General features: G+C 41.2%; 3 protein-coding genes and 1 pseudogene. 3 read left to right on the top strand and 1 reads right to left on the bottom strand.

Going from position 1 to position 3,016, the window contains the following annotated elements:
- Positions 1–344: 344 nt before the first annotated feature.
- Positions 345–650 carry a hypothetical protein gene (locus L4D76_RS01030; RefSeq protein ID WP_428439073.1) on the bottom strand — a complete coding sequence of 102 codons (306 nt, stop codon included), beginning with the start codon at positions 648–650 and terminating at the stop codon, positions 345–347.
- Between the two features lie 326 nt (positions 651–976).
- On the opposite strand from L4D76_RS01030, the gene L4D76_RS01025 reads away from it, so the two are divergent.
- From L4D76_RS01025 to L4D76_RS01015, 3 genes and pseudogenes are all read left to right on the top strand, one after another.
- Positions 977–1,894, top strand: coding sequence for an IS5 family transposase (locus L4D76_RS01025; RefSeq protein ID WP_428439072.1), 918 nt, complete (start codon positions 977–979; stop codon positions 1,892–1,894).
- A gap of 56 nt (positions 1,895–1,950) precedes the next feature.
- Positions 1,951–2,397: pseudogene (locus L4D76_RS01020) on the top strand (ISAs1 family transposase); the annotation flags it as partial.
- Positions 2,398–2,534: 137 nt separating this feature from the next.
- Positions 2,535–3,016, top strand: a 482-nt coding sequence (locus tag L4D76_RS01015) for an SDR family NAD(P)-dependent oxidoreductase (protein ID WP_428439071.1), incomplete at its 3' end; no start/stop codon positions are given.

Below are 3,016 nucleotides of genomic sequence, written 5' to 3'. Positions count from 1 at the left end.
CATTTTCATAGTGTGTAGCATGATCCTCATTATTAAAGAAATCAAGCATCATCAATGATCACGGGTATACGCAGTTCATAACCAGCCAGCCTAAGACGCTTAGGGATAGGAGCGAGTTAGTGTTTTTGACCAATGTCTGCCCTATCCGATTATTTGCAACAATCCCGCATGACTCTGGATAGTTGGTAAAGGGAACCAGCCATACCAGAATGTGACATCTCTAAATTGGGAAAAAGTGGCATCACTATATTGGGTTAACAACAGGAGGTCGTTATCGAAAGGCTGCCAATTGGCGGCCTTTGTTGTCTCTGCCTGTTACGTGAACACACTTGTTCGTCACCTATTCAACAAAGATCACGCATTAGAATTTCATATTCATCTCTAGCGTCATTAATTAGCATTTTGAGTTCTTTGGCATCATTACAAGCAAGATCAACATGCCAACGTTTATGTTTTGGTTTGCCATGTTTAATACAAAATAATCCTGTTGTTTTTCCATCGTGCTCAAAGAGTAAATCCTTGAACTCAGCTTCAAGTTTTTTGTGTCCCTCCACAATTTCGATGTACAGAATTCCTATATGGTTTACCGTAAGATGAGCACTACGAGGCACTTTTCCTACTAAAATATAAGATCGATGTTTAGCGTGCATATTACCATCTCCAATAAAAATCAGGTAAATCAAGACTAAAAGTATAGTTCAATGAAAATAGCTGTAAGCCTTTTTCAGTAGTTTTTTGATGTCGATTTACCATAGCGTCCGTAAAAAAATTAAGAATAAACAGAGTTTTTGAGGATGTAACTTCATTCGGGATGATATTGGCTAAGTTTAATCTAGCACTATAATTTTTTTATCCCCTTCACTTATATTGATGAAGATTTTTTTGTGCTGAGCTAATGGCGTTGTTGACTAAATCAGGGAACTCTTTTGCTATTCAGTGATCAGATCATCTATCACCGGTGATTTAGGTATCAGCAATGGGTAAGTCGAAGAACAAAATTACAAACTGGAAGAAGTACAACAAAGCGTTGGAACAACGTGGTTCAATTACATTCTGGGTTGATGACTCTGCTATCGACTCTTGGAGATGCACCGAACATCACGGCAGGCGTGGTCGTGGGTTCCAGTATACTGATACCGCTATTGAAACTGCCTTRATGATTAAAGGGATTTATTCTCTNCCACTGCGCGCTCTTCAAGGTTTTATCGATTCCATTTTCAAGCTTATGAATGTGCCACTTAGCTCGCCTGATTACACCTGTATCAGCAAACGAGCTAAGACTGTCGAGGTGAAATATCGCAACCCATCAAAAGGGCCAGTTCGACATATTGCTATCGATTCCACNGGCCTGAAAGTATTCGGTGAAGGTGAATGGAAAGTCCGAAAACATGGTTATGAGAAACGTAGAACTTGGCRAAAGCTTCAYCTGGCCGTTGATGTTGATACGCATGAAATCATAGGCGCAGAAGTTAGCTTAGTGAATGTTGGTGACAATGAAGTGCTTCCTACGTTACTCAATCCACTACGCCGAAAAATTCGAGAAGTATCTGCTGATGGTGCTTACGATACCAAAGAATGTYATAAGGTCTTACARCGCAAAGGRATAACTCCTCTTATCCCCCCGAGGAAAAATGCAGGATATTGGGAAGATGGTCATCCGAGAAACGATGCAGTATCGGCGTTGAAAGCTAATAACCTAGCTCAATGGAAAGTCGATTCTGGGTATCATTTTAGATCGCTCTCAGAAACTGCCATGTCGAGATACAAAGGACTAACCAACGGTACATTGACACTCCGTAGTTACAACGGTCAAGTTGGCGAAGCCCTAGCCAATGTCAAAGCTATAAACAAAGTCATAAGACTCGGTATGCCTGAAAGAACAGCTATTGCATAGCATGCGGCTAATTAGAACTAGATCCGCTTAGAAACTGATTTGATCAACAACGCCATACGACGGAGGAAAAAGGACACGGTCGTAAAGAAACTCGGATGTATTTGACCAGTGACTTATTTGATGAGTTTGTCGATTTATCGTTTGAATGGCCGGGAATGAAAAGCATTGGTGTTGCAGTCTCTCATCGAGTGGAAGGTGATGATGAATCGGGTGAAGTTAGTGTTAGATACTTCATTAGTTCAGCCGAACTTGATGCTGAAAAATTCGCTCATTCAGTCCGTGGTCATTGGGCAATTGAAAACAGTTTACATTGGGTGCTGGACGTTACGATGAGGGAAGATGAAAGTCGAATAGTCTATGGAAATGCAGGTGAAAACTTAGCGAGATTTCGTCATATGGCATTAAATAGACTGAAGGCACACCCATTCAAAGGCAGTATTAAACGTAAACAAATGAAGGCAATTTTAAACAAACAGTTCTTAGAAGAAGTCTTGTTTGGTTAAAAAATGTTCATGCGCAGGCCCTGTCAGGGTGTCACTATTATGTATGTGCCAAGGCGAGGCCAAAGATCTTAGCCATACGATATTGTATTAAAGCTTTCGTTAGATGTTCTAGAACTGAATTATATTTAGGAGAATAAATGACAATTTTAGTTACCGGTGGTGCGGGTTACATTGGTTCACACACTGTGGTTCAGCTTTTAGAGCAGGGCAGTGATGTGGTTGTTTTAGATAACCTCAGTAATTCCAGTGAAGCCTCTTTAACGCGTGTTGAGCAAATTACAGGTAAGTCTCCCGTCTTTTATCGTGGTGATATTCTTGACCGTGACATTTTGCGTGAAATTTTCAGTAACCACTGTATTGATTCCGTTATTCATTTTGCCGGCTTAAAAGCTGTCGGTGAATCTGTTCAAAAGCCACTGGATTATTACCGTAATAATGCCACCGGCTCTGCTGTTCTGGTTGAAGAAATGCAGAAGGCTGGCGTGTTCAAGTTGGTATTTAGCTCGTCGGCTACGGTTTATGGCGATCCTGCTAGTGTGCCAATTCGCGAAGATTTTCCCGTCGGCGGAACCACAAATCCTTATGGTACTTCTAAGCTCATGGTCGAGCAGGTGCTTCG

Source organism: Photobacterium sagamiensis (assembly GCF_050337085.1).
Classification (GTDB): Bacteria; Pseudomonadota; Gammaproteobacteria; order Enterobacterales; family Vibrionaceae; genus Photobacterium; species Photobacterium sagamiensis.
Note: the sequence above shows the minus strand (reverse complement) of the source record. Positions and strands in the feature narration are given on the sequence as shown.

Coding starts and splice junctions, on each gene's coding strand:
- L4D76_RS01030 (WP_428439073.1), bottom strand. CDS start 650: ATGCACGCTAAACATCGATCTTATATTTTAGTAGGAAAAGTGCCTCGT.